Below are 25,700 nucleotides of genomic sequence, written 5' to 3' on the forward strand. Positions count from 1 at the left end.
CATTTGAATGCTTTAGATGTTTTTTTCTCTTGTCATAATACGAAAAGCTCCGTATTATGGCGCACATGGAAGCGTGGCAGAGCGGTTTAATGCACCGGTCTTGAAAACCGACGAGGGTTTACCCCCTCCGTGAGTTCGAATCTCACCGCTTCCGCCAAATTCGAAAATCCCCTTAAGAAATTAAGGGGATTTTTTTATGTCTATGATTTTGTTAATCGTAGGAATGTATAGTGTTTGATATTGTGGGTATTTATAAAAGCTATCTGATTCAAAGAACAAGTCAATAAACAGGCTCCTTTAAAGGAGCCTGTTTATAGATTAAGTTTATTGTTTAGGTAAATCGAACCAAATAAATTGACTTTCTTCATTTGCTACAATTTTTGCATCTTCTGAAAAAAGTAGAGCATCTCCAGCTTTTACCACATGCTCACCAATTAAAATTTCACCACGAATCACGTGAATGTAATTCAAAACTTGAGTGGCTTTTATATCCAAAGATAAACCTTGCTCCAATACCGCAGTTTTTACTTCTGCTTGTTGACGAATATGCATAGGTGCATTGTCATTTGGACCCGCAATTAAATGCCATTGGTTAGGTTGATCTTTAGGGTCTAGCTTAATTTGTTGATACGTAGGTTCAGCATTACGAATATCTGGATGAATCCAAATCTGTAGTAAATGAACAGGGGTGTCACCGTCATTTACTTCGCTGTGTTGAACGCCAGTACCTGCACTCATTAATTGCCATTCACCTGCAGAAATTCCACCTGCATTTCCCATGCTGTCTTTGTGGGAAATCGTGCCATCAAGCACACAAGTTAAAATTTCCATGTTGTCATGCGGGTGTGTACCAAAACCTTTATGAGCATCGATCTTATCATCATTGATAACACGTAATGCACTAACACCCATGTATTTAGGGTTGTGCCAGCTACCAAATGAAAAGCTATGTTTGGTGTCAAGCCAAGCCATTTTTACGTGCCCACGATATTCGCTACGATGTAGATAAGCATTCATGTGAATACTCCATTATTATTTGAACTTGAGCTAATTTTAATGTTTTAAATTATCTTTTAATATTCATAAAAAGCGACATATTGTTCCATTTTTGAAATGAAGGATTTTAAACATAAAAAAGCCCACATAAATGTGAGCCTTTTTAAAGAACGAGTACTTAAGCAATTATTCTAAGAACTTAACTGTTACGCCAGAACGTACTTTTTTACCTAAATCATTCGCATCCCAATTCGTTAAACGAATACAACCATGAGAAGCTGTTTTAGAAATTGCTGAAGGATTTGGTGTGCCGTGAATACCAAATGATTTTTTGCTTAAACCAATCCAAATATTGCCTACAGGGCCATTAGGGCCAGGTGGTAAAGAAAGTGGTTTTAAGTTTTTACCTTGTACGAAGTTGCTTGGAGAGTAGCTGTACCAAGGGTTTGGTGCTACACCAGTCACTTTATATGTACCCGTTGGCGAAGGGGTATCTGAGCTACCAATTGTCGCAGGGAAAGAAGCAATCATTTTATTGTTGCTGTTGAATAAATAAAGTTGTTTTGCACCCTTATGCGCAACAATTAAATGAATATCTTCAGGTAATTGGTTGCGAACGCTAGTCACAATAATTTTTTCGCCAACTTTATTAAAAGTCGCTTTTGGATTGATCTTCTTTAAGAAGTTCTCATCCATATGGAACTTTTCACCAAGCATTTCTGATACACGTGTGTAATACAAACCAGGCATTTTTGCTTGAAGCGCATAGTCGCCAGGAATAGATTTCGCATATGGGCCTTTTAAATCGGCTGCTGTAATTGTGTATTCAACATAAGCTGGTTTAGAGCCTTGCTTTGCAATTAACGCATTCCAAGTTTCTTTGGTTAAAGTACCTGTTGGTTTTAAACCATTCATTTGTTGGAATGATGCGATTGCTTTTAGCGTATTTTTACCACTTGAACCATCAATTGCACCTGGTGATGCATGTGCATTATTTAGCATAACGTGCGCACGCGCATAAACAGGGAATTGACCACGGCCAATATTCTCAGACCACTGAGCATTATTTAAGCTTTCTAATGACCAAGAGCCTTTAGATACAGTGCTAGGCGATTCAGTTGTTGTGATTGAAGAAGGTGCAGTGCCAATAGCTGCAGTTTCATCTTCTGTGTTTTGAAGATTATCAAGCGTTTCAGATGCTTGATTTAAATCTTGTTGTTCTTGTGGCGTTATTTTTGCTTCCGAAGATGCTTGTTCTGCTGAGTTATTAACTGCTAAAGGATCGATAGGATCTTCAATAGCAATATCTTTAATCTGTTGAGGATTTAATGATTGTTCAGCAGTTGATGCCGCAATTGCAGAACCAGCAAATATGCAGCTTAAACTCATTGCAAGTATTGAGCGAACGAACATGTAATTCAACCTTAAGAATAATTCATTAACATTGTGAAAAAACAACATAAGTATTACAGAAAAAAACAGCTCTTGCAGTAAATGTTTTGTCTAAATATTCGTTTTATCATTTAGTACAATCGAATTTAAACATACAGACATATTATTAAATTCTAGACCTTTTTGTTATGATGTTTAGAAGATTAAAAATTTAATTAGGAAAGTAAATGACGACCTTAAAAAATGATCGTTTTCTGCGTGCTTTATTACGTGAACCCGTAGATACAACTCCAGTTTGGATGATGCGACAAGCAGGCCGTTACTTACCAGAATACCGCGAAACTCGTGCCAAAGCGGGCGATTTCCTTTCACTATGTAAAAATACAGAGTTCGCTTGTGAAGTTACGCTTCAGCCTTTACGTCGTTATGAGCTAGATGCTGCTATTTTATTTTCAGATATTTTAACTGTACCAGATGCTTTAGGGTTAGGGTTGTATTTTGAAGCAGGCGAAGGTCCAAAATTTCATAAAACTGTTCGTACAGAGCAAGATGTAGCGAATTTGCCAAAATTCAACGCAAAATCTGACCTAGATTATGTGATGAATGCAGTATCTACCATTCGTTCTGCATTGGGCGGACAAGTTCCACTGATTGGCTTCTCTGGTAGCCCATGGACACTTGCAACATATATGGTAGAAGGTGGTTCAAGCAAAGACTTCCGTTTTACTAAAAATATGATGTATGCACAGCCTGAAGTATTGCATGCACTTTTAGACCGCTTAGCGGATGCAGTAATTGACTATTTAAATGCTCAAATTGATGCAGGTGCGCAAGCTGTTCAAATTTTTGATAGCTGGGGTGGTGCATTAGCGCATCGTGAATATTTAGAATTTTCACTGAAATATATGCAAAAAATTGTAGCAGGCTTACAACGTGAAAAAGACGGTCGTAAGATTCCTGTTATTTTGTTTACTAAAGGTGGCGGTCAATGGTTAGAACCAATGGTTGCAACAGGTGCAGATGCATTTGGCTTAGATTGGACAACGCCATTGAATGTTGCGCGTCAAACTGTAAATGGTCGTGCTGCATTGCAAGGTAACTTAGACCCTGCAACTTTATATGGCACCCCAGAAAGCATTGCCAAAGCAACAAAAGCTATGCTTGATGATGCTTATGCAAATGGTGAAAAAACGGGTTATGTTGCTAATTTAGGACATGGTATTACGCAATGGGTAGATCCATCTCGTCCGAAAGCCTTTATTGATACAGTGCATGAATATAGCGCTAAATATTTATAAGGATATTCCGTGATTCAAAATTTGGGTTTAATGATCCAATTTTCCTTTAAGGCAGCTTCGGCTGCCTTATTTGGTATCTTGTTACTCATTGCTTTTGCTGTAACAGCAAGCATGGGAAGCCAAGAGTATTTTGGATATTTTCGATACGACTATTTATTGTTTTATGCTTTAGCCATTCAAGCTTGTTTACTGTATTTAAAGCTAGAGTCTTGGGCGGAAGCCAAAGTGATAGCCTTATTTCATATTTTGGCAATGGGCATGGAAATCTTTCTCACCAGTCCATATATTGCATCTTGGCAATATCCACAACCTGCGGTCTATAAAATTTTAACTGTGCCGTTATTTGCAGGTTTTATGTATTCGGCTGTAGGCAGTTTTTTTGCTCGTTCATTGCGTTTATATCAAGTGCATTTTCAGTACTTACCAAGCTTTGGCAATATGATGACTTTGGCGGTGTTGTCTTATGCAAATTTCATGACCAAATTTTTTATTCCAGATATTCGCTATGCCTTATTTGCATGGAGCGCAGTCATTTTTTGGAATACGAAAATTGGCTTTGAAATACAAGACCGAAAATTTAAAGTACCAATGTTACCAGTATTGCTACTTTTAGCTTTTATTATTTGGATTGCTGAAAATATTAGTACTTTTTATAAAATTTGGTTGTACCCAAGTCAGGTCGATGCATGGCACATGGTGGGTTGGGGGAAACTCGGTTCTTGGTATTTATTGCTGTTATTAAGTTTGGTTCTTGTTCTTGGTATTTTAGGACAACGTAAGCCAAATGGTTTATGGAAGTTAAATTAAAAATGAGTAAATTTTTAGATGATTTTTTCATCATTTCATATTTAAAAGTTTAATTTGAATAAGTAAAAGAAAATGAAGAAACCCCGAATATTCGGGGTTTTATTTTTAATTCTCAGTAAGCACATAATATTTTTTAACTTTCTCTAGTACCTCAAATGTACCTTTGAAAGATGGAGGAATAATGCCTGCATCACCAGCATGAATTTCAACATATTCACCTGTTTTAGCATCATGTAAACGTACAGAACCTTCAATCACTTGAAAGAATTCTTGTTTATTTGCTGCAAACTCAATATTCCAAGCACCAACCTCACATTCCCAAATACCGCAATTCATATTTGGATGATCATATAATTCTGTGGTTAATCGCTTTGGGTTACCTTGAACAAGACGATCGGGGCGAGGGTAGTCAACAGTGGTTTCATTTTGAGTTAAACCATATCCTGCTAAAAATATTGATGGCATTGTGTTTAATCCTTACATGAAAGATGCTTTGGAATTTAAAGTTAAAATGTCAGCACAAAAAAATGCCCCAACAGCAGTTGAGGCAGTTTTAAAAATTAGTAGCTTTCTGGAACAGCACTTAAGAATTCACGACGATCTTCTCTATTGGTTTTGAAATCACCAACAAAAGATACTGTACGAGTCGTTGATTCTTGTTTGCCAACACCACGCATCATCATACACATATGTGCAGAATCAATTACAACAGCTACACCACGAGCGCCTGTTACTTCTTGAACTGCTTCTGCAATTTGCTGTGTTAAGTTTTCTTGAATTTGTAAGCGACGTGCAAACATTTCTGTAATACGTGCAAATTTAGATAAGCCTAAAACATTGCCTTCTGGTAAATAAGCAATATGCACACGACCATGGAATGGAAGTAAGTGATGTTCACACAGAGAATAAAACTCGATGTTTTTCACTAAAACCATGTCACGGTTGTCTGAAGGAAAGACCGCATTGTTGGTCACTTCTTCAAGTGTTTTGCTATAACCAGACGTTAAATACGAAAAAGCTTTAGCAGCACGCGCAGGCGTATCTTTTAGACCTGGGCGATCTAAGTCTTCGCCAATGGCGGTTAGGATATTTGCGTAGTTTTGCTGCATAGACATAAGACGTGTTCACTTACACTGATATTGAACAAGGTCGGCATTGTAGCAGAAAACTTTTGCAATGCCTCTGTTTCAAGGAGAAATAGGATTAATCTTTAAATTTAGGGTTCTTTTCTGTACGTTTAAGTAAAACAAGAACCGCGCCTGTACCACCTTGTTTTTCAGGTGCACTAACAAAAGCTAAAACATCTCGATGTTGACGAAGCCAACTATTTACATAAGTTTTTAAAATTGCTTCTGGACCTTTGCCATGCACAATTTTAAGTACGTTTTGGTTTTCATCTTTGGCAATTTGAATAATTTGCAAAACTGCAGAGCGAGCTTCTTCTACAGTACAACCATGTAGATCGACTGCTTCAAACCAACGTAAATTACCTGCTTTTAAATCTTCAAATACTTTGTGCTGTAATGTTGCAATGCGATAGCTTAAAGATGCTTGGCTAGCAACAGGATTAAGCATGGCTTGGGTATCAGAAAGTTCTGCACCATCTGTTTCCATTGCACCTTCTGCGGCAGCTCGTTTAGCAAGAATTTGAGCATTTGGCTTTTTGGTTTTCGATTTCTCAATTTTCGCAATATTGCTTGTATCCATTTTTCGGACACCTTGCATTTGCTTGCGAAATAATTCGAGATCATCTTCAGGCTCGGGTTTGGTTTGTACTTTTTCCTCAGCAGCTTTTTTAATTGCTGTTGAATGAGGATTGGTGATTTGCTTTTTAAAGGCTTTCAGTAAATTGAATTGGTCTTTAGAAAGGGAGGAATCATTTTTACTCATAGTATTAGGGAATAAGCAGATTAGCCAAAAGATAAGTGATTATAGTCGTTATTTGTGGGGATTTGAACTGAATTGGGCGCTCTTATGAAAAGTGTAATGGTTAATACAATGTGTAATTTTCCTTCTTTATATGAGTATTTATGCCTAAAGGATACGTTTAAGAAATTTAAACTTTAATATGTAACGCTATAATTTTGTACAAAACTTCTTCTAAAAAGTAAATTCATAAGTAATAAAATGATTTTTGTTTTTATTTTGAACATATGAATTAAAAAACATAGAAAAGTATTTGCCAATTCGTCAAATTATTTATATGATAGCCGCCATTGGAAGCGTGGCAGAGCGGTTTAATGCACCGGTCTTGAAAACCGACGAGGGTTTACCCCCTCCGTGAGTTCGAATCTCACCGCTTCCGCCAAATTCGAAAAGACCCTTGAGAAATCAAGGGTCTTTTTTTTCGTGTGTATTTTATTTGAATGTTTTGAATTTCGTTTGGATTAAAAGAGCAGATGAATTTTATTGCTGATATTTATCGTCGGATTTTGATTAGGTTTTAAATAAAGTTTGACAAGACTTTTGTAAAAATAATTTACGTGCATTTAATTAAGTTTCCAATAATCAATAAATAAGATTCTTTGTGTGTTGCGAGGAGATTAGTTTAATTAACAACAATCACTATTTAAGTTACATAAGGTTTTAATTACTCACATTAAGTAATATAACTTAATATTAATTTTAGAAAAGCTTATACAATTATATTGTTTTTTAGTGATATAGCAGTCGAATAAAATAGCCAAGTTTAGATTTATAAACATTTTTTTATTCATTTTTGGGACGTTCCCTTTGGACTGGCTTTATATACAAAGCGTTTGGCCGCAGTTTTATGCTGCAACCCTGACTACGCTAGAAATTTCTATTATTAGTATTTTTCTCTCAATTATTGTTGGTCTTATTTCTAGCATTATTTTGACTTATAAATTTTTTATTCTAGATAAGTTAGTTGCTTGTTATATAGAAGTATCGAGAAATACGCCTTTGCTTATTCAGCTATTTTTCCTTTATTACGGCTTACCTAAAATTGGAATAAAAATTGATGGATTTACCTGTGGGATTATCGGCTTAACCTTTTTAGGTGGTAGCTATATGGCAGAAGTATTTCGTGCAGGTTTGCAGTCTGTTTCTAAAGGTCAAATTGATTCAGCAAAAAGTATTGGGCTAAATCCAGTTCAAATTTTTAGACATATAAGTTTCCCGCAAGCTATGGCAGTTTCGATTCCTGCAATTGGCGCAAACTGCTTATTTTTAATTAAAGAAAGCTCAGTGTTAAGTGCAATTGCGATTGTTGAATTATTGTTTGTAACTAAAGACTTAATTGGCATGGATTATAAAACAACAGAAGCCTTATTTTTATTGATTTGTGCATATCTCATTATTCTTTTACCTGTATCTGCACTTACAAGCTATTTGGAATACAGAAGCAGAAAGGTGAGCCATGGGAATTGAGTATTTGTTTCAGCCAAGTCATTTAGAACGCTTATTTCTAGGACTTTGGCAAACCATCCAAATTGCCATAATTTCTGTTTTTTTATCGGCTATTTTAGGTGCAATTTTTGGCGTAATTATGACGTCAAAAAATCCGTTCATTAAAGTTTTGTGTCGCATTTATTTAGAAGCAATACGTGTTATTCCAATTTTAGTTTTGCTGTTTGTTTTTTATTTTGGTTTTGCAACATGGTTTAACTGGCAGTTCTCATCTTTTTGGGTATGTATTTTTGTTTTTGTGCTTTGGGGCACGGCAGAAATGGGTGACCTTGTTCGAGCAGGAATTAGCTCTATTGATAAACATCAAAGAGATTCTGCGGCTGCTTTAGGGTTAAGTGAAGCTCAAATTTTAGCACAAGTTGTATTTCCTCAAAGTTTGAAGCGAATTACGCCAGGTGTCATTAATTTGTTTACGCGAATGGTGAAAACTAGTTCTTTAGCGGTACTTATTGGTGTTGTGGAAGTTCTAAAAGTAGGGCAACAGATCATTGAAAATTCCTTGCTAACCGTACCCAATGCATCACTTTGGATTTATGGGCTCATCTTTGTAATGTATTTCATGATTTGTTATCCGCTATCGCTTGCATCACGTTATTTAGAAAAAGTTTGGGAATAAGCTATGTCGTTATTAGAAATTAAAGATTTAAAAAAATCATTTGCTGATACCCAAATTTTAAAAGGCATCAATTTAAATGTCGCGCAGGGTGAAGTTGTTGTCATTCTTGGTCCTTCGGGTTGCGGTAAAAGTACACTGTTACGTTGTATTAATGGTTTAGAAGAGATTCAAGCAGGTGAAATACGTTTAGAGGGCAGTGGCGTATTAGGTCAAGATATTGAATGGACTAAAGTTCGGCAAGACGTGGGAATGGTCTTTCAGAACTATGAATTATTTGGTCACATGAACGTGATTGATAACATTTTGTTAGGACCACTCAAAGCACAAAAACGTGATAGAGCAGAAGCAGAAAAAGTTGCAGATGCTTTATTAAAACGTGTTGGTTTGTTTGACCGTAAATTGGATTATCCACGTAATTTATCGGGTGGGCAAAAACAGCGAATTGCGATTGTTCGTTCGTTAGTGATGCAACCAAAAGTCATGCTAATGGATGAAATTACTGCGGCACTAGACCCTGAAATGGTACGTGAAGTTCTAGATGTTGTTTTAGGGCTAGCACAAGAAGGTATGACTATGTTGATTGTTACGCATGAAATGGGTTTTGCGCAGAAAGTTGCAGACAGAATTATCTTTATGGATAAAGGCAACATTATTGAAGAAGCAACGCCTGAAGTCTTTTTTAAACAGCCTCAAACTGAACGTGCTAAGGCATTTTTAAATATTTTAAGTTATTAATAGAATAGGAAATTAAAATGATATCTAAAAAATCTCTCATATTTGCTACAGGTTTAACACTTTCTGCAATTGGTTTAACTGCTTGTGGAAACATTGAGCAAGCGCAAAATTCACATGCATCATCACTTGAGCAAATTAAACAAAATGATGTGATTCGTGTAGCTGTTTTTGCAGATAATCCGCCATTTGGCTATATCGATAGCGAAGGTAAAAATCAAGGTTTTGATATTGCAGTTGCCAAGCATGTTGCTAAAGATTTACTAGGTGATGAAAACAAAATTGAATATGTGGTTACTGAAGCTGCAAACCGTGTTGAATTTTTAAAGTCGAATAAAGTAGATGTTGTATTTGCAAGCTTTTCTGTAACGCCTGAGCGTATTGAAGTTGTGGATTTTGCAGAACCGTATTTGAAAGCATCTTTAGGAATTGCATCTCCTAAAAAGAGTCCTATTAATTCTGTTAAAGATTTAGAAAACAAAACTTTAATTGTGAATAAAGGTTCAAGCTCGGACAGTTATTTCTCAAAGAATTATCCAAAAATCAAACTATTGAAGTTTGAACAAAATACAGATGCATTTAATGCCTTAAAAGATGGTCGTGGCGATGCAATCTCACAAGATAGTACGTATGCACTTGCATGGGCTGCTCAAAATCCAGATTACGTTGTGGGTATTCCGCAAATTGGTAATGAAGACTTTATTGCACCTGCGGTTAAAAAGGGCAATGTGGAATTACTGAATTGGTTAAATACGGAAATTAAACATTTACGTGAAACGGGTGAAATTCAGAAGATTTACGATGAAACTTTAAAGCCGCTTTATGGTGAAAAAGTCGACTCACAAATTTTCTTAGATGTTGATGGTAAGTAAATTTACTTCATTTATTTAGCGCTGTAAGGAAACATCCAGAGAGGATAACAATGAAAAAATTAGCGAATGTAAAAAAATTATTTGCAGTATCTTTATTAGGTTTTGGTTTGGTTGCTTGTGGTCAAAATGCAGAAACGAAAAATGAATCTGCTCAAGATCAAACTACAACGTCAAGTATTGAACAAATTAAGAAAAACGGTGTGGTACGCATAGGCGTGTTTAGCGACAAGCCACCCTTTGGTTATTTAGATGAAAAAGGTCAGAACCAAGGTTTTGATGTTGAAATTGCAAAACATGTTGCTAAAGATTTATTGGGTGATGAAAACAAGATTGAGTTTGTTTTAACCGAAGCTGCAAACCGTGTTGAATATCTTAAAGCAAATAAAGTGGATATTATTTTTGCAAATTTTACGGTAACACCAGAACGTAAAGAAGTTGTAGATTATGCAAAACCTTATTTGAAAGTTGCTTTGGGCGTTGTATCACCTAAAGATGCGCCTATTACCGATATTGCGCAGTTGAAAGATAAAGTTTTATTGGTCAATAAAGGTACAACGGCAGATTCATTCTTTAGCAAACAGCATAAAGAAATTAAGCTGCAAAAATACGAGCAAAACACAGAAACTTTCGATGCTTTAAAAGATAAGCGTGGTATTGCACTTGCACACGATAACTTACTGGTATTGGCTTGGGCGAAAGAAAACCCAGACTATACTGTAGGTATTACAAGCCTTGGCGAGCAAGACCTTATTGCACCTGCGGTTAAAAAGGGCAATAAAGAATTGTTAGATTGGTTGAATAAAGATTTAGAGAAACTTTCAAAAGAAGGTGTAATCCACCAAGCTTATGAAAAAACTTTAAAGCCAGTTTATGGCGATATGGTAAATCCTAAAGATTTATTGGTAGAGTAATTTCCCTTTAATGCTTGGGTATGCATGGTCAATGTAATATCCAAGCGTTATCATAATGCCATGACACAATTGGAATGCATTATGAAAATCATTGCAGATGAAAATCTAGCATTCACCGACTATTTCTTTTCAGAGTTTGGTGATATTCAACACAAAGCTGGACGTACTTTGACACATGCAGATGTGAAAGATGCTGAAGCTTTATTGGTGCGTTCAGTCACTCAAGTTAATGAAGATCTTATTTATAATACAGCACTCAAATTTGTTGGAAGTGCGACCATTGGTACAGACCATTTAGATATTCCACTTATAGAACAACAAGGAATTACATGGTCAAATGCAGCAGGGTGCAATGCTCAAGCTGTTTCTGAATATGTCATTACGGCATTATTAAAGTTACAACCAGAACTTATCCATGCAAATGGAAACTTTACTTTAGGTATTATTGGTTTAGGTAATGTAGGTTCACGTTTGGCCGTTATGGCGAAACTATTGGGTTGGAATGTTATTGCATTTGATCCATTTGAAACACGTGAACATATCAATCAAGTTGATTTAAATACCTTATTAAAACAAGCCGATGCAATTTCAATTCATGTGCCTTTAACTAAATATGGAGAGCATCCAACTTATCATTTAATTAATGCTCAAGCGTTGGCGAAAATGAAGCCAAACTGTATTTTAATTAACTCTGCACGTGGTCCTGTGGTTGAAGAAGCTGCTTTAATTGCAGATATTCAAAAGACACAACGAAAAGTTGTTTTAGATGTTTTTGAACACGAGCCAGAAATTTCTGAAGAGTTACTCAATTTAATTACGTTGGTTACACCACATATTGCAGGTTATAGCTTAGAAGGCAAAGCACGTGGTACGCAAATGATTTACGATGCGTTTTGCCAAGAGTTTAATTACGTTCCAAACAAACAGTTTGAAACACAACTTCCTGCATGTGAACAGCTTTTTAAAGATCAAAATTTAAAAGAAGCTTTGGTGAAACATCTATCTGAAATTTACGATATTTCACGTGATGATCAAAACTTACGAGCTTGCTTGAAAGATGGAAAAGTTGACCAAAAAGCATTTGATCATTTAAGAAAAACGTATCCGCTACGCCGTGAATGGGCAGCACATGGAGGACCAAAAGCATGAGTCAGTTAGACATTCAATATCAACCGACTTGTGATATTGCTGCTATTCGTGCGCGTGCAAAAATGTATGCCCAAATTCGTCAGTTCTTTGCTGAGCGTGATGTGTTGGAAGTAGAAACACCGATATTGTCTCAAGCAGGCGTAACCGATGTTCATTTGGCTTCGGTACAAGCACAACGACACGTACAAGGTAAAAAGCAAACACATTATTTGCAGACTTCACCTGAATTTGCCATGAAGCGCTTATTGGCAAGTGGAGTGGGTTCTATCTACCAAATTTGTAAAGTCTTTCGTGACGATGAGCATGGTCGTAAACACAATAGTGAATTTACCATGTTGGAATGGTATCGCCCGAATATGAGCTTGAAAGAGTTAATGTTTGAAGTGACTGATCTTTTAAATGTGACGTTGAAACATCGTTTTGGCGAAGTTCGTCCAACTATTTTAAGTTATAAACATGCATTTATGGATCGTTTAGATTTGAATCCTTTGCAAGCAAGTTTAAAAGAACTTAAAGATTGCTGTAATCGTGTGGGTTTAAATCTTGATTTAGGTGATGACCGTTTAGGATATATCGATTTACTTTTCTCGCATTTTGTAGAGCCAAGTTTAGGTTTTGACACGCCCGTTTTTTTAACAGATTTTCCGCCTGAATTAGCATCTTTAGCCAAAACTAAAGTAGATGAAGATGGTGAATTGGTGGCTGCACGTTTCGAGCTTTATATTGAAGGTTTAGAGCTTGCCAATGCGTACGATGAACTGATAGATGCAGACGTACTTCGTTCACGCTTTGAAGCGGATAATGCAGAGCGTGAAAAGTTAGGTTTACATTTGATGCCAATTGATGAATATTTGCTTGCTGCATTGCCGAATATGTCTGAATGTTCAGGAATTGCTTTAGGCGTAGACCGTTTATTGATGGTTGTAACTGAGCAAATGAAGCTTGAAAAAGTCATTACATTTCCAGCGGATGTGTCTTGAGAAATTATAAATGCCTAATCAAATTGATTAGGCATTTATCTTAAATATTAGAATAAAAACTCAACAGTTATTCAGGGGGGATGTAAGTGAATACATGCTTTATTTGTAATAATATTATTGGACTAGAAAATAATTCAAAAGAGCATATTATTCCTAATTCTATTGGTGGAAGAAAAATAGTAAGAAATTTCATCTGTATTGATTGTAATAATATGACTGGTGAAACATGGGATTCTGAGCTCTTTAAGCAATTAGCTCTATTTTGTACAATGTTTGGGATTGAAAGACAGAGGGGAGATGTTGCTCCTTTAAAAGTGAAAACATTGAGTGGCAAAGAATATATTCAATTCAATGATGGTACATTTCAGTTGTTAAGACCAAAATTTTTTACACAAGTATTAGAAGACAAAAAAATTAAAATTTCCATTCAGGCTCGAACTCAAAAAGAAGCTTTACAAATTTTAAAAGGCATTGCCAAAAAGCATAATCTGTCGGATACCAATATAGAATGTATAAAAAATGAAATAGTAATAAAAGATTCATATTTAAATGAACCTATTGGGCATAGTATAAATTTTGGTGGGGAAAAAGCAGGGAGATCAGTGGTAAAAACAGCGCTTGCTTTGGCATTTGATGCAGGGATAAATCCATTTGAATGTGAAGCTGCAATAAACTATCTTATTAATAATGGAGAGGCATGCTTTGGTTATTACTATGAAAAGGATTTAATTGAAAATAGGGAAATAGGATGTCCTTTGCACTGTGTAAAAATACAAGCAGATAAGAAATCAAAAAAAATTTTCGGATATGTTGAATATTTCGGCTTTATGAGAATGGTGATTTTGTTATCAGATAATTATTGTGGTGAAAATATTGAAGCTGTTTATGCCATTGATCCAATGAAGGGGACGTTACTTAATTTACAAATTAAATTAAACTTTTCCAATGAGGATATTCAACAAATTTATAATGATGAAAAGTACGATATAGAAAATTATAAAAGTGCTATAGGAGCAATAATGAGCAGAGCTGTTGCTTTTTCACAAGAGCGTGAATTTAAGAGGGTAATGAAAAAAGCAGTGGAGCATGGTCAAAAATTCCATGACTCGTCAAAATCAGAGGAAGAGAATGCTAATAATATTTCATTAAAAATTATTGAATATTTACAGCCGTATATCGAAAGAAATGTTTTAAACAAATAAAAAGCCCCAATTGGGGCTTTTTATTTATGCATTTTCAGCATATTGATGTTTAAGTTCAGCAATCGCTTGAATACGACGCTCAATTAATTTTTCACCAATTTCTGGACCTTTAACATCGGTAGGTAAGTCTTGTGCTTTAATGTTTCGTACCACCTGAATAACATCAAAAATATATTGAGCTTGAGGATATTCACGGTTTTCTAAGCCTAAACGACCACGAGAATCACACTCACACGCTTGAACAAAAGCTTCCACACGTTCAGGACGACGTAATACATCTAAACGCTGTAACAAACGCCACAAAGTACCAGGTTTTAAAGTTAGAGCTTGATGGCATTTCAAGTGTTCTTTACATACAGCAAGCGCAAGTTGCTTCGTATTTGTTGGTACTTTTAAACGATCACAGACTTCTGTAACAGGTTTAATTCCACGTTCTTCATGCATGATATGACGTGGTAATTCATCTTTAGGTGTCAGTGCTTTACCCAAGTCATGAACCAAAACAGCAAAGCGTACGTCTAAGCTGTAATTGGCTTTACACGCTTGTTGTAAAGACATCATGGTATGAATGCCGCAATCAATTTCAGGATGATATTCAGGGCGCTGAGGAATACCGTAAAGTGCATCAAGTTCAGGGAATAAAACCTTTAATGCACCGCAAGCACGTAATACTTCAAAGTATTCGTCTGCATGATTTTCCATTAGTGCACGAGATGTTTCTTTCCATACACGTTCTGGCGTTAAAGCTTCTAACTCACCAGATTCAGCAAGTTGCTTCATAAGTTCTAAAGTTTCAGGAGCAACTGAAAACCCTAAAGCTTTATAACGTGCAGCAAAACGTGCAATTCGAAGAACACGTAAAGGATCTTCAATAAATGCAATTGATACGTGGCGTAAAATTTTATTGTTTAAATCTTGTTGACCGTTGTAAGGATCGTAGATTTTCCCGTCATCATCCATTGCAATTGCATTGATGGTTAAGTCACGACGAATTAAATCTTCCTCAAGTGTCACACTTGGGTCTGTATAAAATGAAAAGCCGTGATAACCGTGTCCAGACTTACGTTCTGTGCGGGCTAGGGCATATTCATCTTTAGTATCTGGATGTAGAAAAACAGGAAAATCTTTACCCACAGGTTGATAGCCCGAGGCGATAAGTTGTTCAGGCGTTGCGCCAACAACGACGTAATCTTTTTCGTGATAGGGGTAACCGAGTAAATGATCTCGAACAGCACCGCCTACTAAATAAACTTGCATGAAAAAACCTCTATTCTTGAAGCCATCATGCAACAGAATAGAGGTTTTCTCAAGTCTAAAAAGCGGTCTTTACAGCCCGATTATAGCGCTTCTTTTTCGTTTTCTTGAATTTCAGCAACAGTTAACGCTGTCATATTCACAACACGACGAGTTGTCGCTGTTGGTGTTAAAATATGAGCTGGTTTTGCAGCACCTAAAAGAATAGGACCAATTGTTACGTTGTTGCCAGAAGTCGATTTCAACAAGTTGAATGAAATGTTCGCAGCATCAAGGTTTGGCATAATCAGTAAGTTTGCAGAACCTTTGAAGCTTGAGTTCGGGAATGCAAATTGACGAATATTTTCATCAAGTGCTGCATCACCGTGCATTTCACCTTCAACTTTAAGCTCTGGTGCAATTTCACTTAAAATTTCAAACACTTTACGCATTTTTTGTGCGCTAGGGTCAGTTTGATCTGAACCAAAGCTAGAATGCGAAAGAAGTGCAATACGTGGTGTAATACCAAAACGACGTACTTCTTCAGCCGCTAAAATTGTCATTTCAGCAAGTTGTTCAGCAGTTGGATTAGTATTTACGTAAGTATCTGCAATAAATAAGTTACGATCTTCAAGCATTAATGCATTTAGCGTAAAGAAGTTATTACGACCTTCTTTTAAGCCAATGATATTACGAACGAAGTCTAAATGAATGTCGTAACTAGAATACGTCCCACATAACATACCGTCAGCTAAGCCGTGTTTCACAAGCATTGCAGCAATAAGTGTAGAACGACGACGAGCTTCACGCTGTGCATACTCAGGTGTTACACCTTTGCGTTGCATGATTGTGTAGTAATCATCTGCAAATTTTTCGTAATTTTCATTCTTTTCTTGATCAATAATTGTGATGTTCACACCGTGTTCAAGACGTAAGCCCAATTTCTTAATATTTGCTTCAATTACCGCAGTACGACCAACCAAGATAGGTTTAGCTAAGCCTTCATCTACCGCAATTTGAACTGCACGAAGAACGCGTAAATCTTCACCTTCAGCATAAGCAATACGCTTAGGATCTGTTTTTGCTTGAGCAAAAATAGGTTTCATCATGAATGCAGAGTTATAAACAAACTCAGACAAACGTTGACGATAGTGCGCAAAATCTTCGATAGGACGAGTTGCTACACCAGAATCCATTGCTGCTTGTGCAATTGCAGGCGCAATTTCAAGAATTAAGCGTTGATCAAGTGGGCGTGGAATTAAGTATTCACGACCAAATGATGCAGATTTTTCACCATAAGATGCAGCATCTGCTTCAACGTGTGCCATACGTGCAATTGCATGTACACATGCAATTTTCATTTCTTCATTAATTGTCGTTGCGCCAACATCTAAAGCACCACGGAAAATATATGGGAAACAAAGTGCATTGTTTACTTGGTTTGGATAGTCCGAACGACCTGTTGCCATAATTACGTCATCACGTACTTCATGTGCATGTTCAGGTAAAATTTCAGGATCTGGGTTTGCTAAAGCGAAGATGATTGGATCTTTTGCCATTTGCTTAACCATATCCTGCGTTAAGATACCAGCAGCAGAAAGACCTAAGAACATATCTGCACCAGCCATTACATCAGCAAGTTCAGTCGCTTGAATATCTTGTACATATGCTTTTTTAGATTCATCAAGACCTTGACGTTGAGTCGTTAATAGACCACGTGAATCGGCAACAATGATGTTTTCTTTCTTCGCGCCAAGTGCACAAAGTAAGTTTAAGCAAGAAAGGGCAGCAGCACCTGCACCTGAAGCAACAATTTTGATTTCATCAATTTTTTTGCCATTCAGTTGAAGTGCATTTAATAATGCTGAACCTACAATAATAGATGTGCCATGTTGGTCATCATGAAACACAGGAATATTCATGCGTTCACGTAGTTTTTGCTCGATGTAGAAACATTCTGGTGCCTTGATATCTTCAAGGTTAATACCACCAAAAGTTGGTTCTAATGCAGCAACAATATCTACAATTTTATCTGGATCATTTTCAGCAATTTCGATGTCAAAAACATCTACACCTGCGAATTTTTTGAAAAGAACACCTTTACCTTCCATTACAGGTTTAGATGCTAAGGGCCCTATATTCCCTAGACCTAAAACTGCTGTACCGTTAGTGACTACGGCAACAAGGTTTCCGCGAGCTGTATACAAAGCTGCTTTTGATGGATCTTTTTCAATTTCTAAGCAAGGTGCAGCAACACCAGGTGAATAAGCGAGTGCTAAATCATGCTGGTTAATGAGTTGTTTACTTGGTGTAACACTGATTTTTCCTGGTGTAGGAAATTCGTGGTAATACAAAGCTTGCTGCTTTAATGATTGATCGTCCATCTTTATCTCTTTTGTTACATTATTGCTAGTACGTCTAGCGGATATATTATGTCCCTTAGGAATATACCACTAGTTGATCTTTTCGGACAGCCAAAGAAGCTCAAATTTCGTGCATTCTTAAGTCCTTGATTGTGTGTGTTTGTATAGGGTTGGTTACTCAATTTATGCGCTATTCATTTTTAAAAATTTTGTTGCATCAGTTTCTGTTAAAGGCTTAGAAAATAAGTAGCCTTGAGCAAGGTGACAATTTAAATTGTTTAAGAAATTAAGTTGTTCAGCTGTTTCGATTCCTTCCGCAACAATTGTCATACCCATTGCTTGTCCCATCGTGACAATTGCACTAATAATTGCTTCTTGTTTAGGTTGTCCAATTTTAGACACAAAGCTTTTGTCAATTTTTAGAATATCAATTGGGAAATCGGTTAAATAAGATAATGATGAATATCCTGTGCCAAAGTCATCAAGTGAAATCTGAATATCACGTTTGCTAATTTCTTCGAGGGTTTTTTTCATAGCATGAGAGTTTTCGAGCAAGGTTGACTCTGTTAATTCGAGTTCTAAGTTTTGCCCAGAAATATGATATTTATTGATCGCTGTATCAATCGTGTTTAATAAGTTTCCACGATGTAATTGTTGTGCAGCAACATTAAACGATACACGAATATCTTCATAACCCATACTTTTCCAAATTTGAATTTGTTGGGCCGTTTTATCAATTACAATTTGCCCAATTTCAGAAATTAAGCTTGTTTGTTCTGCAATTGGAATAAAGATATTTGGTGGAATAAGACCTTTGGTAGGATGTTGCCATCTTACAAGTACTTCAAAGCCCTGAATTTTGTGGTTTTCGAAATATACCTTTGGCTGATAATGAACAATTAATTCATCATTATGAATAGCATGTCTAAGTTCACGTTCGAGTTGATTACTTTCATCTACGACTCTACTCATTTCATTTGAGTAAATCTTAACAGTATTTCCGCCTAATCTTTTTGCTTCGAATAGAGCTAATTCCGCGCAGTTATTTAAATAATCAATTTGGCGACCGTGTTCTGGATAAAATGAAACTCCCATAGAAACAGTAATAAACTGTTCTTGATCATCTAAATTAAAAGGTGTGTGAAGTGCTTTGGTAATGCGTTCGCAGTGTTCATTTATAGAAGGGCGTATATGTGAAACTTCATAAACAATGGCAAAGTTATCGCTATTTAAATGTGCAACAATAAATGCTTCTGATGTAACAAGTCTTAGACGCTGTGAAAACTGACGTAATAACTCATCACCGCCACGATTGCTTAAATATTCATTAATTGGACGGAATCTGTCGATGTTTAAACGAATAATAGCAAGTTGTTGAATAGAGTCTTTTTGACTCATTAAATACTGATGGAGTTGATCGTGATAATAAAGGCGATTTGGTAAATCGGTTAATTTATCGTAATTTTCTAAATAAGATAATCGTTGTTCTTGTAATTTTTGTTCTGTTAAATCTGAAATAATACCAATGTAGTTAATGGTTCGGTTTTGTTCATCTTTAACCGCATTAATATGAAAGCGAATTGCTGTTTTTTTCCCAGAGAGGAACTTCTCGGTTACATCACCATCATAAATGCCATTTTGCATAATTTGTGTAATGATTTGATTGTGATTGCTTCGCTGTCGAGCTTTATAATTTTCAGTAATATCAAAAATATGTTTGCCAATAATTTGTTCTCGTTTAAATCCTGTTATTTGTTCAAAGAAGGGATTAATTTCAATATATTTAAAATCTTCATCTAAAATTATAATTCCTTCAGCAGCTTGTTGAAGCACACTTGCTGTAAGTTTAAGACGCTCTTGATCTTGGCGTTCTTGGTGAATGTCACGGCGAATTCCAACCATATGTAAAGGACGTTTGGAACGAGGGTCACGTAAAATTACGCTACCAATATCATGTACCCAATACCATTTATCATCATATTGCTTTACACGATAAGTTGCTTCAAAGCGTTCTGTAAGTCCACGCAGGTGAAGCCGCATTTCTGTTTTAAAATGTTCTAAATCATCTGGGTGAATTAGACTGAGTAATTTTGCACGATGTAAATCTGAGTTTTTAAGATGTGTTCTGTTTAATTTATCGGTAAGTGTTATTTTTCTATTTGTAATATTCCAATCCCAAGGAATTAAACCCGCTATTTCATGTGCAAGTACAAGATTTGTTTGTTTATTTTTAAGATCAAGATGGATATTTTCTAAGTCGACAGTTCGTTCTTTGATTTTTTCTTCAAGTGTTTGAGAGTAATTGTGAAGTTCTTGACTGGTATCTTGTGATTTTTTCATTTCAATATTAAGTTGCTCATTGAGTTGTTTGGTCATTTCAACTTGTGATTCTGCATCATTTACAAGTTGTGTATTTTTGAAATTGAACTTCGATAAATGTCGTTGCCAGTGTGTAGAAACATAAGCGCAAATGACTAATAAAATCAGCGTGAAATTTGTGGTAAAGAAAAATAGCAGGTAATTATTTAATATAAATGAAGATTCAAAAATGGTGAAAGGTGTTATAACGGGGAAAAAGAAAAGCAAAAAATATCGAAAACGTTGTGTTAAAAAGGTAATAGCAATTAATAAGCAAGCGATAATAAGAAGTGTAACTAAAGCAATAGCTTCAAAAGTATTAAATTCGGGTGTGATATGGGGGAGATGCGAATACAGAAGGGAAATACCTAAAGCTATTGCAACTCCTAAAGTTAAACAAACAAAATGAATCCAATAATTTGCAATTTTGAGACTGTATTGTCCAGGTCTAAAATATTGGAATAATAAAAGAAGGTTAAGTCCAATAAATGTTTCGGTAAAAATTAGCCAAATATTTAAGTAAAATGAAGTGTTATAAAAAAATGTATAAATAAAATGAATAAATAAACAAATTGCAAAAACACTGATTAAAAAATATCTAAATACATGAATGGTATCGGATATTTGAGCCGTATAAAGGTATTGATCAAATGATTGATCTTGTATTTCCGCCATGAAATAAACCTAAAAGCTACTAATTTCAGTAGCATAAATCCCTATGTTGTATTGATAAATATTATTTTAATCAACAGCAAGAGATTAGTTTGAAAAACATGAAAAATCAATCATTAAGTAAAGTTTTTTAGTCGGAATTCTAGATTAAATTAAAGTTTAAAATTGATAAAGCCACAATAGGTGCTGTCTCAGTACGTAAAACACGTTCACCAATACACCAATTAATAAAACCTTTATTATTACATAGTGAAATTTCAGCTTCACTTAAGCCCCCTTCAGGGCCAATAAGTAAAGCGATATCTCGAGTTGCATCTTTTAAGACATTCACTTCATCTTTGTTTGGTGCTAAAACAAGTTTAGTCGTAGGAAGATCCGAATCTAACCATTTTTCCAAACTTAAAGGTGCAAGAATTTTGGGCACAATATTTAAACCACATTGTTCACATGCCGCAATTGCAACACCTTGCCAATGATCCAATTTTTTTTGGTCACGATCGTACTTTAAACGCATTTCACAACGTTCAGATGTGAGTAATTGAATTTCTGATACCCCTAATTCAACCGCTTTTTGAATGGCATAATCCATGCGGTCACCTTTACTCATCACTTGACCAAGCAATGTTGTAAATTTGGGTGTTCTATTATCTGCATTAAAACTTTTTATAAATACTGAAGCAGATTTTTTTGCAACTTCGGTAAGTTCGACTTCATATTCACCACCTTGTCCATTGAATAACGTGGCGGTTTCACCCACTTGAGCACGTAAGACTTTTACCCAATGATGAAAAACTGTTTCAGTAAGTTCAACAGTTGTTTCTACATTTAGTTCTGCTTCAATAAAAAAACGAGGCATTTAATCTCTCTCAAATGGGTGATAGCTTTATGCTAAACCTAAGTCTAGAACAAGCTGACGGTTTGGTTCTGTTTGGTTCATTGTATAGAAGTGTAGGCTAGGTGCACCACCTTCAATGAGGCGTTCGCAAAGCTTTAAGTTTACTTCGTGACCAAATGCTTTAATACTTTCTGCATCATCGCCATAAGCAGCGAGTTGCTTACGAATCCAACGTGGAATTTCTGCGCCTGTACCATCTGCAAAGCGAATTAAATTGCTTGCATTGGTAATTGGCATAATGCCAGGAGCAACAGGAATATTTACGCCTTCTTTTTGAATGCGTTCTACAAAGTAGAAATACGCATCTGGATTAAAGAAGAATTGTGTAATTGCTGCATTTGCGCCCGCATTTGCTTTTTCACAGAAACGTTTAATGTCTGCATCGAAGCTTTCTGCTTGAGGGTGCATTTCAGGATATGCTGCAACTTCAATGTTGAAGTAATCCCCAGAATGTTCACGAATAAAGCGAACAAGATCTTGTGCGTAAGGTAATTCACCTAAACCCACTTGACCAGATGGCAAATCCCCACGAAGTGCCACAATACGATCGATACCTTGTGATTTATAGATATCTAATAATTCTGTAATTCGAGCTTTGTCATCACCAATACAAGAAAGGTGAGGTGCAACAGGTGTACCTTTACCATTAAAATCATTCAATGTAGATAAAGTACGTTCGCGTGTAGAACCGCCTGCACCATATGTTACAGAGAAAAATTCAGGATTAAGTAACTGAAGCTCTTTATGAACTGTACGTAACTTTTCCGCACCTGCATCTGTTTTAGATGGGAAAAATTCAAATGAAATAGGAACGCGCTTAGTCATTTTTCAAATCCTTTTATAAATACTTGTATTAATTTTAGCCCTCTCCTTAACCCTCTCCTAAGAGGAGAGGAAACTTCATTTTTAATTAAAACTTAGTCCCTTCTCCCTATGGGAGAAGGTTAGGATGAGGGTAAAACAAAAATTTAGTATTTATAAGCTTCAGCTTTGAATGGACCTTCAACAGCTACACCTAAGTAGTCTGCTTGTTCTTGAGTCAATTGAGTCAGAACACCACCAAAACCAACAACCATTGCAGCAGCAACTTCTTCGTCTAATTTCTTAGGAATAAGTTCTACACGAATTTTTGCAGCTTTTTCAGATTCAGGAAGATCAGCAAATTTCTCAGCGAATAAATGCATTTGACCCAATACTTGGTTCGCAAAAGAACCATCCATAATACGTGATGGGTGACCAGTTGCGTTACCAAGGTTAACTAAACGACCTTCAGAAAGAAGGATTAGGTAGTTGTTTTCATCTTCTGAACGATAAACTTGGTGCACTTGTGGCTTAACTTCAACCCACTTGTAACCACGTAAGTAATTTGTGTCGATTTCAGTGTCGAAGTGACCGATGTTACAAACAACAGCACCTGCTTTTAATGAATCAAGCATTGCTGAATCGCAAACGTGGTAGTTACCCGTAGTTGTTACGATTAGGTCAGTATTTTGAAGAAGATCAAGATTTACATCTTCTTTCTTACCAGTTTGAACGCCATTTTTGTATGGAGAAACAACTTCGTAACCATCCATGCATGCTTGCATAGCACAGATTGGGTCAACTTCAGTTACACGTACAATCATGCCTTCTTGACGAAGAGATTGTGCAGAACCTTTACCAACGTCACCGTAACCAATTACAAGCGCACGACGACCAGATAACAACATATCTGTACCACGTTTGATTGCATCGTTTAGAGAGTGACGGCAACCATATTTGTTGTCGTTTTTAGATTTAGTCACAGAATCGTTTACGTTGATTGCAGGAACTTTTAAAGTGCCATCACGTAACATTTCATACAGACGTTGAACACCTGTAGTTGTTTCTTCAGTTACACCGTGAATTTTTGCAATCACTTCTGGGTATTTTTCATGAACAAGCAGTGTTAAATCACCACCGTCATCAAGAATCATGTTGGCATCCCAAGGCGTGCCATTTACATTAATTTGTTGTTCTAAACACCACATGTATTCTTCTTCAGTTTCGCCTTTCCAAGCAAAAACTGGAATACCCGCAGCAGCAATAGCAGCAGCAGCGTGGTCTTGAGTAGAGAAGATGTTACAAGATGTCCAACGAACTTCTGCGCCTAATTCAACTAATGTTTCAATTAAAACAGCAGTTTGAATAGTCATGTGGATACAGCCGAGAATTTTCGCGCCTGCAAGTGGTTTAGCCGCAGCATAACGCTTACGTAAACCCATTAACGCTGGCATTTCTGCTTCAGCAAGTTTGATTTCTTTACGACCGTAGTCAGCTAAAGTGATGTCGGCAACTTTGTAATCCGTAAATGATGCATTAACCGCGCTCATTACGATCTCCTTATAGAAAAAATAAATGATCATTATGTTCGCGGATGCCGTTGTTGATGAGTCAGAAAGAGTCACCGAATCGTCGAGCCTAGCGATTTTACATTTATGTACCTGTAAAAACGTCGCAGCACCCCTCGACTAGGGCACTATTGTACTTGGAAAGTGATCGAGTTCCAAATCTAATTGGTTAGATTTGGAACATCGTTGTTTGAAAAATTTATTTTTGTGGTTTGCTTGTTGTATGTGTTGTTGATAGAGGCTTATCATTACTTTTGATAATAATGCCTGTTGAGTTAGTTGGTCTTTGTGTTATATCTGGAATTTGAGGTTGGTTACTCATATTTTTTCTCCTATGAATGCTAAGAATAAAAAGAATATATTTATAGATAAAGTAAGTGTTGATAATTTAAGGGATTCTAAAGCTTTTTTCACATATTTTGTTTTGTTTTTTAATATTCTATTATTATGTATTCTTGCATCATCATAGTTGCAGAATAACTCCCAATTTAATATGACTGATTTTTTTGTACTTGCAGTTTCGTGCAAATAATCAAAATTAGTGATTCGTTTAAATTCATTAAGTTGAAAAGCATTTAAACAATTTATTATTGAATTTGTGGCTGTAAGTAAATAAAAAGTAAATAGAAAAATTAATAGTGTTACTAAGGATATGTGAGCATTTTTTAATATATCCCATGTTATATCAGAAATAATTAGATATATGTATGCAATAAATACAATACTTATCGTTGTTAGAAATTTAGATATTTTATCTTCTAAAACAGTATTTCTATTCCAAGCTTCTTCATATTCAATGATTATAGCTTCTTTTAATTTTTCAAAGTTGTAGTCGATTTCAGGCTGTGTGAGCTTATTCTTGGATATATGCATCTTATTACATTGTTTTACAGTATCTTAGAGTGAATGCTATGTTAGCAGGGATTGATTTATCTTTTTAGGGAGTTTAAATATTTTGTAAAAACACCTGAAAAACTCCTATCTTAGATTCACAAATAGCAGATCAAAAAGTAACAATAAAGTCCGCTTTTTAGTGGAACAGTGAATAAATGTGGCTAAAAATTTAGTGAAGGTTTGTAAGGCTACATTGTGATTGATTACACATTTGTAGATTTAAGTGAGTTTATTCAAATCTTGCTATGAAGCTGTGATATTTTTGCGCGTTTTTATTAAATGCAGGCATGATCACATGCAAAAAATATTGATTTTAGTTGGAAGTATTTTTGTTATGCATAGTGCTTATGCAGGCGTTTTAGAACCCAAAAGAACAGATCCTGGTGCAATTAAAGTAGATAAAGATTTTCGCTTGGAAACAGATTTAGGCTACTTAGTAAATAATAGCAGTTCTAAAAATGGCAATTCAAAGCAAGACAATTTAACCGCTCATATCTTATTTCAAAAAAAATCGGGCGATTGGGGGCAA

The 25,700-nt window shown here is 35.8% G+C and carries 23 protein-coding genes, 2 tRNA genes and 1 pseudogene; 13 read left to right on the forward strand and 13 right to left on the reverse strand.

Features of this window, described 5'->3' with window-relative positions; all coding sequences use genetic code 11:
• Window positions 1-67 precede the first annotated feature (67 nt).
• Window positions 68-157, forward strand: a tRNA-Ser gene (locus tag SKM54_RS01685).
• 167 nt (window positions 158-324) lie between these two features.
• Here SKM54_RS01685 and SKM54_RS01690 read toward each other — a convergent pair.
• Window positions 325-1,017 (reverse strand): pirin family protein, encoded by a 693-nt coding sequence (locus SKM54_RS01690; protein ID WP_321090875.1) that lies wholly within the window; start codon window positions 1,015-1,017, stop codon window positions 325-327.
• 165 nt (window positions 1,018-1,182) lie between these two features.
• The gene (locus SKM54_RS01695) at window positions 1,183-2,409 is read right to left on the reverse strand and encodes a L,D-transpeptidase family protein (protein WP_311917693.1); all 1,227 of its coding nucleotides are present in this window, start codon (window positions 2,407-2,409) and stop codon (window positions 1,183-1,185) included.
• A gap of 206 nt (window positions 2,410-2,615) precedes the next feature.
• On the opposite strand from SKM54_RS01695, the gene hemE reads away from it, so the two are divergent.
• Together hemE and SKM54_RS01705 are read left to right on the forward strand one after the other, a co-directional pair.
• Complete coding sequence (gene hemE, locus SKM54_RS01700; protein ID WP_321090874.1) at window positions 2,616-3,686, forward strand: uroporphyrinogen decarboxylase; 1,071 nt, start codon at window positions 2,616-2,618, stop codon at window positions 3,684-3,686.
• A 12-nt stretch (window positions 3,687-3,698) separates the two neighbouring features.
• Complete coding sequence (locus SKM54_RS01705) at window positions 3,699-4,493, forward strand: DUF817 family protein (RefSeq protein ID WP_321093723.1); 795 nt, start codon at window positions 3,699-3,701, stop codon at window positions 4,491-4,493.
• A gap of 105 nt (window positions 4,494-4,598) precedes the next feature.
• On the opposite strand, the gene SKM54_RS01710 is transcribed toward SKM54_RS01705, so the two are convergent.
• The 3 genes from SKM54_RS01710 to SKM54_RS01720 all read right to left on the reverse strand — a co-directional run bounded on the left by SKM54_RS01710 (window position 4,599) and on the right by SKM54_RS01720 (window position 6,383).
• The gene (locus SKM54_RS01710) at window positions 4,599-4,958 is read right to left on the reverse strand and encodes a cupin domain-containing protein (RefSeq protein WP_321090873.1); all 360 of its coding nucleotides are present in this window, start codon (window positions 4,956-4,958) and stop codon (window positions 4,599-4,601) included.
• Between the two features lie 95 nt (window positions 4,959-5,053).
• On the reverse strand, window positions 5,054-5,602 hold the full coding sequence (gene folE, locus SKM54_RS01715) for a GTP cyclohydrolase I FolE (protein ID WP_171501261.1): 549 nt from the start codon (window positions 5,600-5,602) through the stop codon (window positions 5,054-5,056).
• Window positions 5,603-5,696: 94 nt separating this feature from the next.
• Window positions 5,697-6,383 (reverse strand): Smr/MutS family protein, encoded by a 687-nt coding sequence (locus SKM54_RS01720; RefSeq protein WP_321090872.1) that lies wholly within the window; start codon window positions 6,381-6,383, stop codon window positions 5,697-5,699.
• A 328-nt stretch (window positions 6,384-6,711) separates the two neighbouring features.
• On the opposite strand from SKM54_RS01720, the gene SKM54_RS01725 reads away from it, so the two are divergent.
• The 9 genes from SKM54_RS01725 (at window position 6,712) to SKM54_RS01765 (ending at window position 14,387) form a co-directional block, all read left to right on the forward strand.
• A tRNA-Ser gene (locus tag SKM54_RS01725) sits at window positions 6,712-6,801 on the forward strand.
• Between the two features lie 425 nt (window positions 6,802-7,226).
• Window positions 7,227-7,886 (forward strand): amino acid ABC transporter permease, encoded by a 660-nt coding sequence (locus SKM54_RS01730; RefSeq protein ID WP_321090871.1) that lies wholly within the window; start codon window positions 7,227-7,229, stop codon window positions 7,884-7,886.
• A complete protein-coding gene (locus tag SKM54_RS01735; RefSeq protein ID WP_321090870.1) occupies window positions 7,876-8,541 on the forward strand; it encodes an amino acid ABC transporter permease in 666 nt (221 codons plus the stop codon). Before SKM54_RS01730 ends, SKM54_RS01735 begins: the two co-directional genes overlap by 11 nt.
• A gap of 3 nt (window positions 8,542-8,544) precedes the next feature.
• Window positions 8,545-9,276 (forward strand): amino acid ABC transporter ATP-binding protein, encoded by a 732-nt coding sequence (locus SKM54_RS01740; protein WP_321089960.1) that lies wholly within the window; start codon window positions 8,545-8,547, stop codon window positions 9,274-9,276.
• 17 nt (window positions 9,277-9,293) lie between these two features.
• Window positions 9,294-10,145, forward strand: a complete 852-nt coding sequence (locus SKM54_RS01745; protein ID WP_321090869.1) for a transporter substrate-binding domain-containing protein — start codon at window positions 9,294-9,296, stop codon at window positions 10,143-10,145.
• 50 nt (window positions 10,146-10,195) lie between these two features.
• Window positions 10,196-11,056 (forward strand): cysteine ABC transporter substrate-binding protein, encoded by an 861-nt coding sequence (locus SKM54_RS01750; RefSeq protein ID WP_154773495.1) that lies wholly within the window; start codon window positions 10,196-10,198, stop codon window positions 11,054-11,056.
• A gap of 81 nt (window positions 11,057-11,137) precedes the next feature.
• The gene (locus SKM54_RS01755; RefSeq protein WP_321090868.1) at window positions 11,138-12,205 is read left to right on the forward strand and encodes a 4-phosphoerythronate dehydrogenase; all 1,068 of its coding nucleotides are present in this window, start codon (window positions 11,138-11,140) and stop codon (window positions 12,203-12,205) included.
• A complete protein-coding gene (gene epmA, locus SKM54_RS01760) occupies window positions 12,202-13,185 on the forward strand; it encodes an EF-P lysine aminoacylase EpmA (protein ID WP_321090867.1) in 984 nt (327 codons plus the stop codon). The genes SKM54_RS01755 and epmA overlap by 4 nt, the downstream gene beginning before the upstream one ends.
• Before the next feature lie 86 nt (window positions 13,186-13,271).
• Entirely contained in the window at window positions 13,272-14,387 is a 1,116-nt protein-coding gene (locus tag SKM54_RS01765) for an HNH endonuclease (protein ID WP_321090866.1), read from the forward strand.
• Window positions 14,388-14,411: 24 nt separating this feature from the next.
• On the opposite strand, the gene SKM54_RS01770 is transcribed toward SKM54_RS01765, so the two are convergent.
• The 8 genes from SKM54_RS01770 to SKM54_RS01810 form a co-directional block, all read right to left on the reverse strand.
• Window positions 14,412-15,644 carry a multifunctional CCA addition/repair protein gene (locus tag SKM54_RS01770; RefSeq protein ID WP_321090865.1) on the reverse strand — a complete coding sequence of 411 codons (1,233 nt, stop codon included), beginning with the start codon at window positions 15,642-15,644 and terminating at the stop codon, window positions 14,412-14,414.
• A gap of 80 nt (window positions 15,645-15,724) precedes the next feature.
• On the reverse strand, window positions 15,725-18,004 hold the full coding sequence (locus tag SKM54_RS01775; RefSeq protein ID WP_321090864.1) for an NADP-dependent malic enzyme: 2,280 nt from the start codon (window positions 18,002-18,004) through the stop codon (window positions 15,725-15,727).
• A gap of 162 nt (window positions 18,005-18,166) precedes the next feature.
• Window positions 18,167-21,016 carry an EAL domain-containing protein gene (locus tag SKM54_RS01780; RefSeq protein WP_407061148.1) on the reverse strand — a complete coding sequence of 950 codons (2,850 nt, stop codon included), beginning with the start codon at window positions 21,014-21,016 and terminating at the stop codon, window positions 18,167-18,169.
• 139 nt (window positions 21,017-21,155) lie between these two features.
• Window positions 21,156-21,869 (reverse strand): 16S rRNA (uracil(1498)-N(3))-methyltransferase, encoded by a 714-nt coding sequence (locus SKM54_RS01790; protein ID WP_154773489.1) that lies wholly within the window; start codon window positions 21,867-21,869, stop codon window positions 21,156-21,158.
• 27 nt (window positions 21,870-21,896) lie between these two features.
• A complete protein-coding gene (gene metF, locus SKM54_RS01795; RefSeq protein ID WP_154773488.1) occupies window positions 21,897-22,733 on the reverse strand; it encodes a methylenetetrahydrofolate reductase [NAD(P)H] in 837 nt (278 codons plus the stop codon).
• 143 nt (window positions 22,734-22,876) lie between these two features.
• Complete coding sequence (gene ahcY / locus SKM54_RS01800; RefSeq protein WP_154773487.1) at window positions 22,877-24,259, reverse strand: adenosylhomocysteinase; 1,383 nt, start codon at window positions 24,257-24,259, stop codon at window positions 22,877-22,879.
• Window positions 24,260-24,476: 217 nt separating this feature from the next.
• Complete coding sequence (locus tag SKM54_RS01805; protein ID WP_321090862.1) at window positions 24,477-24,599, reverse strand: hypothetical protein; 123 nt, start codon at window positions 24,597-24,599, stop codon at window positions 24,477-24,479.
• Entirely contained in the window at window positions 24,596-25,150 is a 555-nt protein-coding gene (locus SKM54_RS01810) for a hypothetical protein (protein WP_321090861.1), read from the reverse strand. Before SKM54_RS01810 ends, SKM54_RS01805 begins: the two co-directional genes overlap by 4 nt.
• A gap of 316 nt (window positions 25,151-25,466) precedes the next feature.
• Here SKM54_RS01810 and SKM54_RS01815 point away from each other — a divergent pair.
• Window positions 25,467-25,700: pseudogene (locus tag SKM54_RS01815) on the forward strand (hypothetical protein); the annotation flags it as partial.

Origin of the sequence: Acinetobacter faecalis (assembly GCF_034187745.1) — a bacterium.
Lineage (GTDB): Bacteria > Pseudomonadota > Gammaproteobacteria > Pseudomonadales > Moraxellaceae > Acinetobacter > Acinetobacter faecalis.

Excerpts from the sequence above, each read along its gene's own strand:
- SKM54_RS01745 (WP_321090869.1), top strand. The coding sequence starts at position 9,294 with ATGATATCTAAAAAATCTCTCATATTTGCTACAGGTTTAACACTTTCT.
- SKM54_RS01695 (WP_311917693.1), bottom strand. The coding sequence starts at position 2,409 with ATGTTCGTTCGCTCAATACTTGCAATGAGTTTAAGCTGCATATTTGCT.
- SKM54_RS01770 (WP_321090865.1), bottom strand. The coding sequence starts at position 15,644 with ATGCAAGTTTATTTAGTAGGCGGTGCTGTTCGAGATCATTTACTCGGT.
- SKM54_RS01805 (WP_321090862.1), bottom strand. The coding sequence starts at position 24,599 with ATGAGTAACCAACCTCAAATTCCAGATATAACACAAAGACCAACTAAC.
- metF (WP_154773488.1), bottom strand. The coding sequence starts at position 22,733 with ATGACTAAGCGCGTTCCTATTTCATTTGAATTTTTCCCATCTAAAACA.
- SKM54_RS01775 (WP_321090864.1), bottom strand. The coding sequence starts at position 18,004 with ATGGACGATCAATCATTAAAGCAGCAAGCTTTGTATTACCACGAATTT.
- SKM54_RS01740 (WP_321089960.1), top strand. The coding sequence starts at position 8,545 with ATGTCGTTATTAGAAATTAAAGATTTAAAAAAATCATTTGCTGATACC.
- SKM54_RS01790 (WP_154773489.1), bottom strand. The coding sequence starts at position 21,869 with ATGCCTCGTTTTTTTATTGAAGCAGAACTAAATGTAGAAACAACTGTT.
- epmA (WP_321090867.1), top strand. The coding sequence starts at position 12,202 with ATGAGTCAGTTAGACATTCAATATCAACCGACTTGTGATATTGCTGCT.
- ahcY (WP_154773487.1), bottom strand. The coding sequence starts at position 24,259 with ATGAGCGCGGTTAATGCATCATTTACGGATTACAAAGTTGCCGACATC.
- SKM54_RS01750 (WP_154773495.1), top strand. The coding sequence starts at position 10,196 with ATGAAAAAATTAGCGAATGTAAAAAAATTATTTGCAGTATCTTTATTA.
- hemE (WP_321090874.1), top strand. The coding sequence starts at position 2,616 with ATGACGACCTTAAAAAATGATCGTTTTCTGCGTGCTTTATTACGTGAA.
- folE (WP_171501261.1), bottom strand. The coding sequence starts at position 5,602 with ATGCAGCAAAACTACGCAAATATCCTAACCGCCATTGGCGAAGACTTA.
- SKM54_RS01780 (WP_407061148.1), bottom strand. The coding sequence starts at position 21,016 with ATGGCGGAAATACAAGATCAATCATTTGATCAATACCTTTATACGGCT.
- SKM54_RS01810 (WP_321090861.1), bottom strand. The coding sequence starts at position 25,150 with ATGCATATATCCAAGAATAAGCTCACACAGCCTGAAATCGACTACAAC.
- SKM54_RS01755 (WP_321090868.1), top strand. The coding sequence starts at position 11,138 with ATGAAAATCATTGCAGATGAAAATCTAGCATTCACCGACTATTTCTTT.
- SKM54_RS01735 (WP_321090870.1), top strand. The coding sequence starts at position 7,876 with ATGGGAATTGAGTATTTGTTTCAGCCAAGTCATTTAGAACGCTTATTT.
- SKM54_RS01710 (WP_321090873.1), bottom strand. The coding sequence starts at position 4,958 with ATGCCATCAATATTTTTAGCAGGATATGGTTTAACTCAAAATGAAACC.
- SKM54_RS01720 (WP_321090872.1), bottom strand. The coding sequence starts at position 6,383 with ATGAGTAAAAATGATTCCTCCCTTTCTAAAGACCAATTCAATTTACTG.
- SKM54_RS01690 (WP_321090875.1), bottom strand. The coding sequence starts at position 1,017 with ATGAATGCTTATCTACATCGTAGCGAATATCGTGGGCACGTAAAAATG.